14 protein-coding genes are annotated in these 14,604 nt (G+C 52.9%); 12 read left to right on the top strand and 2 right to left on the bottom strand.

The window, feature by feature from the left end:
- Positions 1-480 precede the first annotated feature (480 nt).
- From GFB49_RS17660 to GFB49_RS17615, 11 genes are all read left to right on the top strand, one after another.
- Positions 481-2,625, top strand: a complete 2,145-nt coding sequence (locus GFB49_RS17660) for a TonB-dependent receptor (protein ID WP_153217259.1) — start codon at positions 481-483, stop codon at positions 2,623-2,625.
- Between the two features lie 241 nt (positions 2,626-2,866).
- Entirely contained in the window at positions 2,867-3,013 is a 147-nt protein-coding gene (locus GFB49_RS21060) for a hypothetical protein (RefSeq protein ID WP_194269387.1), read from the top strand.
- 191 nt (positions 3,014-3,204) lie between these two features.
- Entirely contained in the window at positions 3,205-5,247 is a 2,043-nt protein-coding gene (locus tag GFB49_RS17655) for a type VI secretion system Vgr family protein (protein ID WP_153217258.1), read from the top strand.
- A gap of 8 nt (positions 5,248-5,255) precedes the next feature.
- Entirely contained in the window at positions 5,256-5,642 is a 387-nt protein-coding gene (locus GFB49_RS17650; protein WP_153217257.1) for a hypothetical protein, read from the top strand.
- Between the two features lie 9 nt (positions 5,643-5,651).
- Positions 5,652-7,172 (top strand): hypothetical protein, encoded by a 1,521-nt coding sequence (locus GFB49_RS17645; protein ID WP_153217256.1) that lies wholly within the window; start codon positions 5,652-5,654, stop codon positions 7,170-7,172.
- On the top strand, positions 7,169-7,921 hold the full coding sequence (locus tag GFB49_RS17640; protein ID WP_194269386.1) for a PoNe immunity protein domain-containing protein: 753 nt from the start codon (positions 7,169-7,171) through the stop codon (positions 7,919-7,921). Before GFB49_RS17645 ends, GFB49_RS17640 begins: the two co-directional genes overlap by 4 nt.
- Positions 7,922-7,982: 61 nt before the next feature.
- Positions 7,983-8,264, top strand: a complete 282-nt coding sequence (locus GFB49_RS17635; protein ID WP_153217254.1) for a hypothetical protein — start codon at positions 7,983-7,985, stop codon at positions 8,262-8,264.
- Between the two features lie 189 nt (positions 8,265-8,453).
- Complete coding sequence (locus GFB49_RS17630) at positions 8,454-8,606, top strand: hypothetical protein (protein ID WP_194269385.1); 153 nt, start codon at positions 8,454-8,456, stop codon at positions 8,604-8,606.
- Positions 8,599-9,432 (top strand): hypothetical protein, encoded by an 834-nt coding sequence (locus GFB49_RS17625; RefSeq protein WP_153217252.1) that lies wholly within the window; start codon positions 8,599-8,601, stop codon positions 9,430-9,432. The genes GFB49_RS17630 and GFB49_RS17625 overlap by 8 nt, the downstream gene beginning before the upstream one ends.
- A 73-nt stretch (positions 9,433-9,505) precedes the next feature.
- Complete coding sequence (locus GFB49_RS17620; RefSeq protein WP_153217251.1) at positions 9,506-9,796, top strand: type VI secretion system PAAR protein; 291 nt, start codon at positions 9,506-9,508, stop codon at positions 9,794-9,796.
- 9 nt (positions 9,797-9,805) lie between these two features.
- Positions 9,806-10,252 carry a hypothetical protein gene (locus GFB49_RS17615; protein ID WP_153217250.1) on the top strand — a complete coding sequence of 149 codons (447 nt, stop codon included), beginning with the start codon at positions 9,806-9,808 and terminating at the stop codon, positions 10,250-10,252.
- A 283-nt stretch (positions 10,253-10,535) separates the two neighbouring features.
- Here the strand turns inward: GFB49_RS17615 and GFB49_RS17610 are convergent, their stop codons facing one another.
- Complete coding sequence (locus tag GFB49_RS17610; protein WP_153217249.1) at positions 10,536-11,480, bottom strand: hypothetical protein; 945 nt, start codon at positions 11,478-11,480, stop codon at positions 10,536-10,538.
- 995 nt (positions 11,481-12,475) lie between these two features.
- On the opposite strand from GFB49_RS17610, the gene GFB49_RS17605 reads away from it, so the two are divergent.
- Entirely contained in the window at positions 12,476-13,429 is a 954-nt protein-coding gene (locus tag GFB49_RS17605; RefSeq protein WP_153217248.1) for a hypothetical protein, read from the top strand.
- Positions 13,430-13,821: 392 nt separating this feature from the next.
- Here GFB49_RS17605 and GFB49_RS17600 read toward each other — a convergent pair whose 3' ends face one another.
- Positions 13,822-14,544, bottom strand: coding sequence for an ankyrin repeat domain-containing protein (locus GFB49_RS17600; RefSeq protein WP_194269384.1), 723 nt, complete (start codon positions 14,542-14,544; stop codon positions 13,822-13,824).
- Positions 14,545-14,604 lie beyond the last annotated feature (60 nt).

Genomic DNA, 14,604 nt, shown 5'->3' with positions numbered 1-14,604 from the left:
CTTCGGACTTGAGCTAGGATCAGGATAGCCTTGAAGAAAAGCGGTTTGTGGCTGCGCGCGGTGGCCGTTCCGTTCACTGACACGGAAAAGTATTTTGTGTCAGAGGCTTCCGTGTCTCGTTTCCACAAATCCTATGACCTGATCGCCAGCCCCTCTCTTCGGTCAGGCAGCGAACTGTCTAAAAATTCCTAACGACGGACAAGTACCCATAGATTTTGAACAACGTCTTGGGAACGAGTACAAGACGCACCCTATGGTCGGCTGCCCGGGCTTGCTTGACTGACACCATTCTGGTTCAGAAGCGCCGGATAGGGTTTACGCGATCATGAAAGTTGATTCAGTCAACTAAACTCCCCAAAATTCACGATGACGTGTGTTGCCATTGCGGAGAAAATGGAAGTGTCATAGGCCACTTTGATCCAGCCAAAGGGCATCCCTTTCGCCAGACAGTATACTTCTTTGCTGAACTGGACCTTCGAGATGCCTGCTCAATATAGACATTTTTACCTTGCTCCATTGGTTGCCCTTTATGCATCGACTGCGCTGTCGCAGGACGGAAGCGGTGCTTTGCTCCTGGACCCAATTGTGATCCATGGAGAACTGCAAGATCGCGAGCTGTTTGATACGGTGACATCGGTCGCGGTGGAGCAAGGTAAAGATCTGGAGCGACGTGGCGACGTTGATGTGTATGACGTGGTCGAGCGCACACCAGGGGTTTCATCCACGGCTGGGGATCGCGGTTTTGCAATCCGGGGAATTGATCGGGGTGGGATTGTTGGGCGCGGGCTATTAATCAGTACGCAGGTTGATGGTGTCGCCCTACCCAACCAGCAGGCAACAATATTTGGCCCCTATTCCGCGTGGGATGTGGAACAGGTCGAAGTCCTGCGTGGCCCGCAATCCACTCAACAAGGGCGCAATTCTCTGGCCGGTGCTGTCATAATCCGATCCAACGACCCAGACTATGAACAGTTGACCAAGGCGCATGTTGAAATTGGATCGCGCAACACCCGCCGTTATGCCTTCACATTGAACCAACCGATCATTGATGATCGTGTCGCCTTTCGGTTTTCTGCCGAAAGTTTTGAAAACGATGGTGATATCACAAATGATACAACGGGGGCCACGGATTATGATCGCCACAAATCAACCACCTACCGTGCGAAGCTTCGGTGGGATGCAACGGATCGTTTGAATTTTGTTTTCTCCCTCAGCCATTCGGACAGTTCGGCAGGGGAGGATTTTATTGAAGAGAGACTGTTTCCGGAGCGCCGCGTTACCTTGTCCAACGCAGGAGCCCGCGAGTCAGCCCGCCACAACATTGCAAGCCTTAAAACCACCTATGAATTCAATTCAAACCTCACTCTGGAGTCGACCACCAGTTTTTACGCGCTGGACTACCGTCGAATAGAAGATCGTGATTTCTCCGCCGCCGATGCGGAGTTGTTTGACAGAACCAATGATGCGGAGACCTTTTCCCAAGACCTGCGGCTGCGCTTTGATACGGGGCGCGGAATAACCGGTGCAGTGGGTCTCTTCTACACAAGCGTGGATGACACGGTGAACGACTATCGCAGGCTTGACGCGGCCGTAAGTGGCGGTGCGCCTTTGCCACCCGGCGCGCTGTCCTTTGATAGCATAACGCGTGACGTGTATGACGAGGAAAACATCGCCCTTTATGGCGAGGCAGAGATTCAGGCTGACCGCTGGCTCCCCGGGCTGCGCTTCACAGTGGGCGCACGCTATGACTATGAATCCGTCGATTTTGGATCCAGCCGTGTGACCGCGCCTTCAACGCCGCAGTTGCCAGATTTTGATAACAATTCCAGCACAAGTTTTGATGCGTTTCTACCCAAACTTGGTGTCGCCCATGATTTCGCTGACGGGCAAACGATTGGCCTTACTTTGCAACGTGGCTACCGAGCCGGCGGGTCGCAGGTCAATTTTGTGACCGGCGAGGTCAACGAATATGATCCCGAGTTTACTGACACGATTGAGCTTGCCTATCGCGGAAGCTTCCGAGGAGACACGCTGCGCGTGGCCGCCAATGCATTTTATACCGAATGGACGGATCAACAGGTTTTGGTTGATGGAGCCTCTGGTGTGAACTTTGACCAAAACATCGAAAATGTCGGGGAATCCGAATTGTTTGGTGCGGAGCTTCAGATCGAAAATGATGTCAGTGAAAATTTCAGCCTGTTTGCGTCAGCAGCTTATGTAAGAACCGAATACAAAGATTTTGTCAGCAACGGGCAGGATTTTTCAGGAAATAGCTTTGTGTTTGCACCAGAGCTCACGGCAAGTATCGGTGGTAGCTACCGTTGGGACAATGGCCTAACCCTCGGGGTAGATGCATCTTATACCGACAGCGCATTTGGGAATGTTGAAAACACCGCTGACGAGGCCACAGACAGTCGATTTCTGATCAATGCTCAATTGACATATGATGCGCCCGGAGGGTGGACCGCAGGGATCTACGCGCGAAACCTTCTTGACCGTGATTATGCCACAGCTCGCCTGCCTCTGACCTCTACAAATGCCAGCGGATCTTCGGTTGAACAGCGAAGCTTTGTGCGAGGCGGAGAACCGCGAACAGTGGGTGTCTTGTTGACCAAGACGTTCTGATAAGAATGAGTGTTTTGCCTTTTTTGGAAGGCTTGGGTGCGCCCAGTGATGATCGAAACAAAACGCATTTCAAAGGGGAAGCCCGGTCAAACCCAGATTTGTGCAACAAAGCTAAGCCGCCCTGCAAGCCGCCAAGGCGCGTGGAACGATCCTTGGGCGGAACGCACAGCGGCTTGCAAAGGTCAGACAGCAGGAAAAGCAGGAGTTTTATGGAACGATCTGCCAAGAGTTGGAGGCGGCTTTGGCTGAGGCTGGTAGTTTTTCAGGAACGGCTAAGCTGCTGAACGTGAGAGGTATGAAAACCCGCAAAGGTGGCAAATGGCATCCACAAACGGTCAAAAACTATGCAGACAGCTTGAAGGGAGCAAAGCGGGCACTTGCAGATTAAGCAGCGAATGACTGTAGAGAGCTCATTTTGACTAATGCTGCGTTGTGTTCTTAGGGCTGCTTTGCTGCAACACCGTTTAATACACGTCTTGCGTGCAGTCGTTCGGCTTGCTACCCCCTACGGCATTAACTGTTTGTTGGACTCATATTTTGAATAGGCATTTTTCGCAGCAGGACCGTCAGGGTCGGCTGATGACCGCGCTTGGCGGGGACCAATTGCTGCTGTTGCGCATGGATGGCCGTGAGGAGATCTCGGGGCCGTTTGAGTGGCGCGTTGAGGCGCTTTCCCTGCAGGACCACATCGATCTGAACGCGCTTTTGGGCACCCATGCCACCGTGGAAATCGACCACGCCCAGGGCCGTCGTGCCTTTGACGGGATTGTCTGCGAGGCCAGAAGCCGGGGCGCGTTTGAGAACGGGTTTCGCTATGATTTGGTGCTGCGGCCTTGGCTGCATGTTGCCTCACTGCGGCGTAATATGCGGATCTTTCATAATAAAACGGTGATCGAAATCGTTGAAGAGGTGCTGGGAACCTATGGCGCCATGGGCAATCCGCATCTGGAGATCCTGACCTCTGGCGATTATCCCATCCTCGAATACACCGTCCAATATGGCGAAAGCGACGCGGATTTCATCCGCCGCCAGCTGGAGCGCCATGGCATCAGCCGGTCGTGGAAACACGCGCTTGGCTCGCACACGCTGGTGCTGAGCGATGCGGCCGTTCAGCTGCCCGAAGTGCCCGGTGGCGCGCGCGCCTTTTACGGAGTCGAGGGGTTTCACCGCCACGAGGAAGAACATTTCCACAAATGGTCAACCGCGGCCCGGATCACCACCGGCGCGGTGCGGCTGACCGAGTATAATTTTAAGATCCCCCATGCCACCCAGGAGGTCGACCAGCTGGGTGAGGCCGTGCATCCGCAGGGCGATGTGGAAAGCTACGACTGGCCCGGCGATTATCTAACCGAGGACGAGGGCCGCCATGTTGTGACCCGCCGCCTGGACGAAGAACGCGGCCAGGCCCCACGTCACGAGGCGGTCGGCGATGTCGTCTCGCTGGGCGCGGGCTGGCGGGTGACCCTTGCGGGTGATCCGGTGTCGGGCGCCACGGGGCAGTGCTTTGTCTGCCTGCGGGCCGAGCACCAATTCCGCGCGCAGGGCTATGGATCAGGCGACGCAGGCGGCGATGAGACCCCCTATGAGGGCGCTTATGTCTTGATGCCCGACAGCGCGCCTTACCGACCGGAACGGCGCACCGCCGCCCCGCGGGTGCAGGGGCCCGAGACGGCGGTGGTTGTGGGCGAAGGCGAGATCGACTGCGACGAACACGGCCGCATTCTGGTGCGCTACCACTGGGACCTCGACGGCGCGCATTCCATGCGCGTGCGGGTGAGCCAGAACTGGGCCAGCAAGGGCTGGGGCGGCATGGTCATCCCCCGCATCGGCATGGAAGTCATCGTAGAGCACCTCCGCGGCGACCCCGACAAACCGATCGTCACGGGCTGTGTCTACAACGGCCACAACACCCCGCCGTATGACCTGCCGGAACATAAAACCAAATCCACCTTCCGCTCGGACAGCCATAAGAGCGAGGGATTTAACGAGCTGACCTTTGAAGATGCCACGGGTGCAGAAAAGATCTATCTCCACGCCGAAAAGGATCAGGAGATACACGTCGAGAACAACCGAGCCAAACGGATTGACCGCAATCAGTCGGAATCTGTCGGCCACAACAAGTCCATCGAAGTTGGAAATAACCACCACGAGGTCATCGGCGGCAATATGACCCTGATGGTTGGCCCCAACAAACTGCAGGCTGCGGTGACCTCTGCCTTCAAAAAATTCACCAGCGCCATTGGTGATATGACCAGCAAACTCGGTCTGCCAGACGCGCTGAATATGGGCGAAGGCAACCTGATCATTGGCGTTGCCAAAAACAAAGCCGAAACCGTGATGCTGTCTTCCACGGAAATGGTTGGCGCGGCTAAGGCCCTGACGGTTGGCGGAGGGCTTCAGGTCACGGTAGGTGGTGTAAAGAATGAAAGCGTTGCAATCGGCAGCTGGGAAGAAGTCGGCAATAACAAGGTCACCCATGTCGGTGAGAAGTACGAGATTGTTGTTGGAAAGTCGAAAATCACGCTCGATCACGACGGAAACATCTCTCTTGATGGGGTGAACATCACGGTCAACGGCTCCTCTGCAGTCAAAGTGACCGGCGGCAGAATCGACTTGAACTGAGGTGATTTATGGCATTGAAAATAGCATCTGGTTCGTGGGATAACGCGGCCGATCAAAGCCGCTCCCAAAGGGACAGTTTGAGGCAAGCGTTCTTTGCTCAGGCAGGGATCGAACCAGCCAATTCTTTGCGGCAAATATTCCTGTCGCCCACGAAACGAATTTCCCGCATTGCTGAGATTTCGAACCACAGCGTGTCGCCGCGTATCGACGACCCATCTCTCACACAGATCACGAACGAGGCCCTGAAAGCTTTGGCGGTTACAGGGTTGTCGGTGCCTGCCTTGGCGGGCCATTCGGAGACACAACCTTTGTCAAGGTCGGCAATGGCGCCTGAAGTACTTCGGTCTTTCTTTTCAGACCAGGACGAAACCAGCCTTGATCAATCGCTTTTTTAGGGACCATTTATGAGCACCCCTGAAGAAGAAAAGTTTTTGCGTGAAAAGCAGGAATACGAAGATGCCCTCGCGGCGTATCAAGAAATTCTTGGACGTGCGGCGCAAAAACTTCCGATCCCATCTTTAATGACCGCGAACTACGGGCAGGCAAGTTCTGGCCCCGCTCGGGCCGCGAGTGATCCCTGGATCAGTGAACGCTTCCCAAATCTGGCAACGGCAGCGCGACGCGTCCAAGCCGAGGAAGCGGATTTTCTTGCCCTAGACGATCCCTTTGCCTCCCATGCGCAAGGGAATTGCTCGATCAGCCAATATACGATCAACAAAGTCTATGAATACTATGCGCTTTTTGAGACAATCTATCTTCTGGCGAGTGACGAAGCTTTTCGTAAAGAAATCGTTGCTCAGATTGAGGCCTTTTTCACAGGTAGCGGCATCGCACATTACATGAGAGCCAACGAGTTACAGAATCGAGCCGATCAACTTATGTCGTTGCGCCCGGGTTGGCTGGATTTCCTGCTCTCCAGTGATGAGATGGACCGCACTTTGCTGCGCAGACAGGCCGATATTGATGCTGAACTAGAAGAAATTGGGCGGGAAACGGCCTTTCACATGGCAATTGCGGAAGGCAAGATTGCAGATTATTTCCAATCCATCTGGAGTGATCTGAAGCAGAAATATTATGATTGCGGATTGCTTTATGCCGTCTCGACGGTTGCCGTCGATGGTGTATTTCTGGCCGCTGAAATCTATGCGGGGCTCGCCTTTTTACGGTTTTTGCGTTTTGGCGTTAAGTTTGCATCCAGTTCACGAAGCATCTTGATTGAAATATTAGATGGTTCTGGTCACAAACTAGGGTCGAAAACTCACTCTATCGACGCGCTCGAAGCCAAATACGGAACGCCGCAGGAAAATCATCTTGGCGGCTATGAACCGGACCGAAACCGGGACATTCCAGACAAGCCCGCCCAGGACGTCCTAGAAGAAAAACGGCGTGCCGAGCAGGCGGAGGAACGTCATGACGTACGCGACGATGGAAGCTACCGCGCCTCCAATGACCCCAAAGGCGTGCGGCGTGCCCCCGATGGGGAGGCAATGGTCCAAGACAAAGACGACACTTGGACAAGGATTTCTGAAACCTCGAACAACACTAAAGGCAGGTTTGGAGAGATGATGGCGGATGACTGGGCGGCGAAAAAGGACCCGCCTTGGATCAAGGTCAACGGGCCGAATTCCGATATGAACACACCCGGCCATCAGGGGTTGGATTCAGTCTACAAGAACCCTAATCCTCCCCCTGGTTACTTCGTGACCGATGCAAAATATGGCAAAGCGGGCTTGGGGACGTTGAAGGACGGGACCAAGCAGATGTCGCCGAGTTGGATACGGAAACGCATTTCTACAGAATTTGACCCGAGATTGGCGCGATCAATTGAAAAAAGCCACGAGCCTGGAATTCTTCGAGTCGACAAAAATGGTGACGTTGAGTGGGAAAGCCTAAAAAATAGGAAATGGAGAGCAGGAGACCAATGAGAGATAAATTGAAGAACCCTGACTATTGGACTTTTTACTTGAGCGACAGGGCGGATTTCCTCCACGAAATTGCAGAAGATTTGAAAGGAGCTGGCAATACCTATGATGAACAGGTTGCAGACAGGTCTTTTATGGAGACTTTCGGTTTCAACCTGGCTTCGGCAGCTTACAGCTCTGGCTTGGAAATATCAAAGTGCTGCAGTTATGCACGATCCTTATTAGTCGAATATTACCCTATATATGTAAGGGCTTGTGGGCTTGCCCCTCGAAGAGCATTTGATGAAGAAAGTGGCGGCTGGGATTTTCGCACTCGGTATTTAGCTTTGGCCGTGCTCTGCAAACTCACGCCGGAAGAGGCAAAGCCGCTCATCGATGCGCTCGATTTCTGGCCTGAACGCGACGCTTTGTGGGAGGTTTTCATTGCACACCTCGGCCGAGGCGACGGCCGTGATCCCGTGGACACGCTTGTCTGGCCGGAGGCCTATGAAGACGCGCTGGCCGCCTGCGCGCCAGAGGCCACAGATTTCGACCGGCAAGTCGCCTTGATGCAGTTTGACAAAGGCTGGCTCAAAGAAATGCGCAGTTCGACCAATCCGTTTTACTCCAATCACAACAACACCAACAACACCTACGTCGGCTATTGGAATTTCGAAGCCGCCGCCATCGTCGCGATGTTCGGCATCGACGACACGCCACTCGCGAACTCGAAAACCTACCCCAAAGACTGGGCCGACTGGGTGCGGAGATAAGCGGGAGGTCTGAATGTATCGCTGGATTACCTGACGCAAATTCAAGTGTAGAAAATGGGTAATGACATTATTGAATGATTGGTTGAAATACGTCGACGACCCCGGGCTGTTTGATGATCATCATTTCGAAAGTCTGATGTTAGTGCTGGAAACGCGGCAGCAGTTAAACGCGGCCTTCGCTCATTTACCCGGCGGGACTGAGTTCATTGATCGGATTTTTTGGCTGCGTGAACAAGCTGCGTTTAATGGAACATATCTTGTTGCTAAGCCCCAAAAGGTTGACGCGGAAATTATCGCGCTGGCAGAGCTGTATCGCGATTGCGTGGCCGACAGATTAAGTTAGCTTGGTGATGATGAGGCAGTGTTGGTCCGAAAAAACCAATTCTGGAAATTACCAGATCTCACTACAAAGCGAGCATTGCATCCGAGATGCTTGCCATGCCTGAGAGCGACGACAACGATCGGCGATGATGAAACAGGCATTATTTTTGAAAGGCCTGGATGGCTTTTAGGCCTGTACGAAGCGGTCTACATGATGACCACCATTCCTGAGGTCACCCGTTACCTTCTGGCCCCCTTTTTACGCTACTCGCTGAATGATGAACCTGCCACAAAGCTCTGGCTGATGGGGTACAGCGTTGATTTCACTGAGGACAATACTTTGCTGATTGCCGATGATGCCTGATGGCATAAGCCCCGCCCCCATCCTGACAGAGCGCGAGGCGCTTGAGACCTGTATCGCCTATATCGAACTGGCCAACGAAGGTCAGGGGGATGTGACCTTTCAGGGCACCTATTTGATGATGAAATTCATGTTTGAGGCGCTGAACGCGGGCCGCACCCTACGCGATGCGCTTTGGGAAGATCGGTTTTTACCAAAGTTGAAAGAAACCCAGGAAAAAGCGGATTTGCTTGATCCCGATATCGCACGTGCATTTGGACTGATGGCGGATGCGTTGCACACCACCTCTGACACTTTGGATGGGAATGAGGGCTTTTTCTTTTGGGTTTCCTACCTCAGCACGATCATGGACAAGATGGTTAACGAGCGTAAAGACAGGTCTGAAAGCCTCAAGGTTCCGGTGTGGATCGTTCGCGATAGGCTTCTCGAAGCCATCTACAAAAAAATGCTGGTGGTGCGTCAGGTTGTGAATTCAGGTGGATCTTCCGAGAGCTACCATCAATGGGACATAGAGGCGAATATCGCAAAGAATTGTTTCTGTTACCTTCCGGTGAAAACAAATATTCTCTCGCGGACATTTGCGCTTGGCTTACAGATCGGTCGCGATGACGTCTGGGGCGAGGCGCGCGTACATGCAGAACGGCTTGCAGCCTATATCCTGGATGAACGTTGCCGCGGTCAGCCCGCCAACCTTCTGGACCCAAATGGGATCCGTATCAAACCCGAAGATCTGGCCTGGGCTTGGGGCAAAGAAGGACGCCACTTCTTGAACTATTGGTGGGAAAAAGACCCCGACACGCTGTGGCCCCGGTACTATAATCCGGTCTAAACATCAGGACAGGCGCTCGGTGTTGCATTTGCGGCGCTGAGCGTAAAATCAAAACGATTTCAGAGGATCACATATGCCCGCAGCAGGCCGCAAAGGCGATACAGGATCTGGACACGATGGCTTCCCGCCCACACCGGCCACGGCTGGAAGCGGAGATGTCTACGCCAATGGCAAACCCGTTCTGCGCAAAGGGGACCCTTTCGCGCCGCATTCCAAACCGAAACACCCACCCCATGGACGCGCACTTTCAGCCGGATCCGGGAGCGTGTTCATCAACGGCAAACCCGCTGGCCGCGTCGGCGACGCCATCGACTGTGGTGGTTCCATCGCAAGCGGGTCTGGAGACGTGTTTATCGGTGATTAGTGTACCGGCATGACACTGCACAAAGCAGATGCATCGCAGCCGGACGGCACTGTGTTCATCAATGTCCACAAACAGCGTGACGATAGCAAAGCTGCCCCTTTGGCTTTTCAGATTCGGGGCTTTGAGGTTGGCAAAAACCGTCATGGCGAGACTACTGCTGTCCCTTGGGCTGTCCCGTTTGAAGCCAGCAGCTCGCTGATCGAGGAAGCCCCCCAAAAAACAGCAAAGTCCGGGAAAGAGCCGATTTCAGCTCAGCGTGCCAAAGATCTGTTCCGCGTGCTCTCAGACCTTTGCAAGCAGGATGCTGGACAATGGCCCAAGGCCCTGGGTCAAATGTCTGGCGAGCCATTCAACGGTATTCGCACCAAGCGCAGCACGCACTCCGCTGCAGACGCAAAATGTCAGGGGCGTTTTCCCGGAAGCGGACACTCGGTGCGGCGGTTTGGATATTTCTGATGCCGCAGCCGCACCGATGTCAGCGAAGCGCAGTTAGTGAACTTTGCAAAGTCTTTCGATCTGCCACCTGGGCGGCGGTCCAATGCTGCACGCGCAATGCAAACAGCAGACCTTCGCCGCGCGTGCAGCCACCAACCATCATCGAACGGAAGGGGTGCGGACAAAGCGCTAATTCGCTGCAACTGCGCTAAGGTCTTCTTTTTAACCGTCGCCACCTGTGACACCGGATCAGTGTGTTTAGTGCGTTTCAAAGTTCAAAATGGCCACTTCGGGAACCGGCGGTTTAATGTTGCCGTGGTCGAACAATCCGGTCTGGGTCGACCTCTTGGCAATTGATAGAGGCGCAGCGCCAACCTTCGAGAAGGGCTTCGACTTCGCGCTGTCTTTTCCGTATGGCCTGCAGGTCAAACGGCACATTTTCAGTATCTAAACGAACATGTCCTTGTTCTCGATTGGCAATGACAGTGCACCAGTTCCAACGGCATTCACGCCAGACTTGCAACCTCGCATTCTCGTCTGTGTAGAATTCTCGCTGATGGAGTTTGTAACCATGCAACCCTTGCCTCGGATCGATCTTCATCCAGTACTTTTCCCGGATCGGGCCGATTGTTTCGCCTTCGAATGTGATATTGCTCATTCTTTCGAGGGTACGTCTTACGTACCAATTGCTGGTTATCGGACGATGGGAAAGTCGCAAAGCGACTTGCCGCGGCGTTCCTTTTACATGTTTGCAACGCCCGGAATAAAAGGCCCTACCGGTTTGAAAGCATATGGTCAGTGAAAGCCCCAGCTCTTCCGGCGGGTCAACATCGCTTCTGTAGGCAACCTGCGGTGCATAGTGCCGGGGAATGGCATAGCCTTCGTTATTGAAGTTCAAAACGATCAGGTCCGGAGCGGGAACAACCAATTTGGCAGCTTCAAAAAGCGCGGGCCAGATCAGAAAACAGATCCCCAACTCGGCAACAAACCGCAGTGGACTGATTTGTCTGGCTTTGACCAAATGACGCGTTGCCACAAACCCGAAAGCAACAACCATGGCAAGACCCGACCCCAAAAAATAGGGGAGATAATGGGCGACATCAGAATGCGGGTGATAGGACGACGTAAGCCCCCCTAACACTCCCTTGTATACAAAATAAATAATTGAGAGCAGGAAGATGACGAGCGAGAAACCGCCATGGAAAAACCGTTGCCAAAACGACATTATTTGATTTGGGCTGGAATTCATTCCAAGAACCTAGACCGTCATGCGGGTATTATCAAATCTTTCTTCAATCTATTATAGTCATGACGTTTACCGGTTTTTCCGCCGTTAAACCAGTCATTCACGTGTCGCGCAGCATCGGTGACTCTGGGCTCTCAGCACCCGCCCAACTGCCGAGCCCTCCTTTGATGGACACCCAACCCTATGCGGACATACAGATTAAGATCAATTGGTGACGCACAGCGGACTTAGTGAGCTTTCGCTGCGGCTGCGCCGATGGCTGCTCTTGGACCATGCCTAGCGATCAATGCGCGCGCAACGCAACTAGGTATAGAAGCAGAAAGACAGCGCCAATTGAAACGAACCAACCAAGAACAAGATATAAATCCCTCAATTTGTCGGAGAAGTGGAGCTTAACCTGATCTAGACGTCCGTTCGGTTCTCGCCTCCAAGGCCTCAGTATTCTTGGAAAGAATGAGGCCAACCCATGGACAATTCCAATTGGAAGCACCGATAGAATAACACCAAAACCAACTGCACTTCCTAACACCCCCGCGAAGGTCCAAGTGCCTGCAGCGGCATCTAAAATCACCAATATGATTACTATCGTGCAAAAAACTTCGGTCAGCGCCATCGAAAGCGCGCCCACTCGTTGCATAGGTGTTTCGGGTGCTGTTCTAGCCCAAAATGACAAAAGGCGATTGATACTCAATTTTGCGAGACCTAGTCAGCAACGGTTCTTACCCACTTGTAGCGGTCCTTCGAGCAGTACGCAGCATCTTTCTTTATGGGCTCTCAGCACCCATTCGCCGCCCAACTGACGAACGTCTCCATTGTTGGACGCCCCACCCTATGCGGACATAAAGATTACGATCAACTGGTGGCGCACAGCGGGACTTTGCCGACTTTCGCTGCGGCTGCACCGGTGTCCGCATTTGATTGCAGGCGTTTATAACTGTTGCTGCACCACGACAGCAAACCTAGTCTTTCAGTAACGAGGACAAAGATGGGACAGCACAATGTCGAACGGAAAGCTAGTTTTGCCCCAATTGATTTTATCGTCCAATGAATTTCTTGTTGGTTTGGGCGGAGAAAAAAATGAGGTAGAACTTCCACCAACTTGGCTCTATTTACTTGAACATCTTGTTGCTTCTGGGGCGCAGAAAATCGTTGTTTGTGAGGAGTCTTTTCCAGAAAACACTCTCCTGTCGCTTCCTGAGTTAATGAAGAAATATATTGAAGTTTCTTCTGCACCTAGCCGCGGAAGGAACGTCGCAAACGCTTTTTTTGAGGAAATACTCGACGAACTAGAAATTGATCACCGCGGTAATGGTTGGTTTCTTCGTGGCAATGCAACAAGGAATTTCTTTAGTCCTGCCGTTGATGCGCACAACTGCCTTAGCCTTTTCCTTGGAGCCTTTTATTCAAAGGCGCATTTTCATTTCGACATCAACGCGTTCGTCAGCCAACTAAAGTCTACGATGAATGAACTTCGCAACCCTGAGTCACGGGCAAAAATAGCTGCGTTACTCAACTGCTTAAATTCTTATGAAGGTGTTGCCCTACCGAGCCTAGGGGCGATTGCGCAACATAGCCCGAGAAGAACAGAGCTCTTAGTGGAGTTGATGCGTAGCATAGAGTTTGACGCGCTTAGCAAGGAACACGGCAAGTTAGGAGCGATTGCTGACAAGACGCACTTGTTGGAACAAATCAATTCAAGAGTACGTAGGGTACTATCGCTAAGATCGGCTAAAGAGATTGCCTCATATTCATCCAAGGCGGCTTCAGTCGCAGTAGGTGCGCCGATCCCCGGGTCCGCACTAGTCGAGAAGATTGTCGGTGATGCGTTCTTGCCACCTGCAATTAATCTATATGATGAAATGAAAGTTATTGCCGCTCGCGTCCAACGTGACTTCCCAGACAGGAAAATTGACTGGTACCACGAACCTTACGACGGGATCTTTCGACGTTAGACTTGATGGCTGGCCCGAGCGGTAGCCAAAGTTGTTGATCTACCACTCCTATGCCTATTTGAACACTGAGGCGTTTAACCAAGATCTCGCTCAGACATGATCGATAGCAGACGTTCGCGCAAGTTGCAGCATCGGTCAGAATGGGCTCACACCGGACTTGCGGCGGTGCGGCTCCAAGGTTGCAGCGAACCCGCATCTGATCCATGCTGCCAGATGACGCCAGTCAGCCCTGACCAGCCATTGACGTCATGCCAGAGTGCTGCAAGCGCAACATCTAGCAAAAAGCGCCGACCCAATGTGAGGTTAAGTCCGCGAAGGGAGCTTTTGCTGCGCTTGCGCGAATGGCAGCTTCACAGCGACAACGAAATTCGGAGCTGGCTTCCGCAATGCTCTTAACGAAGTGGGGGTTCGAACCCTTCTTCGCGATACAGTTGCTTGATCTGTTGCTCAAGTTCGTCGGCAGTCGGCCTGGTCGTGGTAGGCATTAGCTGAGTTAGCTCGCGCAATAGCTCAACCTTTTCCTCCATTTCTTTCAGCTGCTTTTCCCGTGAGACTGCCAGCGACACTTCTGTCAACGTCGAGTACAGGTCCGCTGCCTCCTCGACTTTTCTTCGCACATCTTGGTCTGATTGGGAGCATCGACTAAGCCAGAGTCCCCTTGCCGACTCTAATGAAGTATCTGCTCCGGCATTCAGAAGGAGCTCATGAATGCGCAGGTAAGGCCTTCGCTGCTCGTAATAGGGCAACTTAACAATGAAGGGTACAAGAACAAAAGGATTTTCCGCTTCCGGGTGACACGCAAGCATTGTCTCAGATAGCGCCAATTGGGCGTGCTCGTATGCTGTTAGACCGTCGTTGTCTTCACTGTTGAGCCATTGATTGGCTCTTTCGTGATCGAGCAAGAGTTCAACAAGAAAATAGAACCCTTGAGCGGATGCTTCGTGCAAAGGAGTGCGCCCATGCTCATTCAAGACAGAGTTGTCTGATTGTAGATTTTGCAGCGCGGACGTCATCGCACTAGCAGAAGTTTCTTCCAATGATCGCCATTCTAGGTCGCTGCCCCCTGAAAGCTCGCTCGTCCTGTACAAGTCACTACCGAAGGCAGAGACAGCCATAGCCTTATCTTCCATCGCCCTTACAGGCCCTGCACCCACCTTCGCAGCCACGCAAGCGGA

Source organism: Tritonibacter litoralis, from assembly GCF_009496005.1.
GTDB classification, from domain to species: domain Bacteria; phylum Pseudomonadota; class Alphaproteobacteria; order Rhodobacterales; family Rhodobacteraceae; genus Epibacterium; species Epibacterium litoralis.
This window is presented reverse-complemented; position numbering and strand designations above follow the sequence as displayed.

Coding starts and splice junctions, on each gene's coding strand:
- GFB49_RS17605 (WP_153217248.1), top strand. CDS start 12,476: ATGTCGAACGGAAAGCTAGTTTTGCCCCAATTGATTTTATCGTCCAAT.
- GFB49_RS17615 (WP_153217250.1), top strand. CDS start 9,806: ATGACACTGCACAAAGCAGATGCATCGCAGCCGGACGGCACTGTGTTC.
- GFB49_RS17650 (WP_153217257.1), top strand. CDS start 5,256: ATGGCATTGAAAATAGCATCTGGTTCGTGGGATAACGCGGCCGATCAA.
- GFB49_RS17655 (WP_153217258.1), top strand. CDS start 3,205: ATGACCGCGCTTGGCGGGGACCAATTGCTGCTGTTGCGCATGGATGGC.
- GFB49_RS17630 (WP_194269385.1), top strand. CDS start 8,454: ATGATGACCACCATTCCTGAGGTCACCCGTTACCTTCTGGCCCCCTTT.
- GFB49_RS17610 (WP_153217249.1), bottom strand. CDS start 11,480: ATGAATTCCAGCCCAAATCAAATAATGTCGTTTTGGCAACGGTTTTTC.
- GFB49_RS17640 (WP_194269386.1), top strand. CDS start 7,169: ATGAGAGATAAATTGAAGAACCCTGACTATTGGACTTTTTACTTGAGC.
- GFB49_RS17625 (WP_153217252.1), top strand. CDS start 8,599: ATGCCTGATGGCATAAGCCCCGCCCCCATCCTGACAGAGCGCGAGGCG.
- GFB49_RS17645 (WP_153217256.1), top strand. CDS start 5,652: ATGAGCACCCCTGAAGAAGAAAAGTTTTTGCGTGAAAAGCAGGAATAC.
- GFB49_RS17620 (WP_153217251.1), top strand. CDS start 9,506: ATGCCCGCAGCAGGCCGCAAAGGCGATACAGGATCTGGACACGATGGC.
- GFB49_RS17600 (WP_194269384.1), bottom strand. CDS start 14,544: ATGGCTGTCTCTGCCTTCGGTAGTGACTTGTACAGGACGAGCGAGCTT.
- GFB49_RS17635 (WP_153217254.1), top strand. CDS start 7,983: ATGACATTATTGAATGATTGGTTGAAATACGTCGACGACCCCGGGCTG.
- GFB49_RS17660 (WP_153217259.1), top strand. CDS start 481: ATGCCTGCTCAATATAGACATTTTTACCTTGCTCCATTGGTTGCCCTT.